Below are 470 nucleotides of genomic sequence, written 5' to 3'. Positions count from 1 at the left end.
AGCAAAGGGGGTATGCTTATGAATGCAATCAAGCGGTTTGGCAGTGCTATGGTTGTTCCTGTACTTTTATTCGCGTTTTTTGGTATTGTTGTCGGCCTCGCGACTTTATGTAAGAATTCAGCGATTATGGGGGAAATGGCTGTAGAAGGTACGATGTGGTACAAGGTTTGGTCACTGATTGAAAGCGGGGGATGGACGATTTTCAATCATATGGAACTAGCTTTTGTGATTGGATTGCCCATCTCACTTGCGAAAAAAGCGCAAGCACGTGCGACACTCGCAGCTTTAATGATTTATCTCGTATTTAACAATTATATTCATGCTATTTTGACACTTTGGCCGTCTACTTTTGGTGTTGATTTATCGCAAGGTGTCGAGAACGTAGCGGGTGTAAAAGAAATTGCAGGTATACCTACACTGGATACAAGTATCATTGGTGCGGTGATGATATCTGGAATTGTCATTTGGAT

At 42.1% G+C, this 470-nt stretch carries 1 protein-coding gene; it reads left to right on the top strand.

The features are described from left to right. Nucleotides 1-18: 18 nt before the first annotated feature. A partial coding sequence (locus GFC01_RS18060; protein WP_194175036.1) for a PTS transporter subunit EIIC occupies nucleotides 19-470 on the top strand: 452 nt, incomplete at its 3' end.

The organism is Desulfofundulus thermobenzoicus, assembly GCF_009428905.1.
Classification (GTDB): Bacteria; Bacillota; Desulfotomaculia; order Desulfotomaculales; family Desulfovirgulaceae; genus Desulfofundulus_A; species Desulfofundulus_A thermobenzoicus.
The sequence above is the reverse complement of the archived record's forward strand: the minus strand, read 5'-3'. Positions and strand labels throughout refer to the sequence as shown.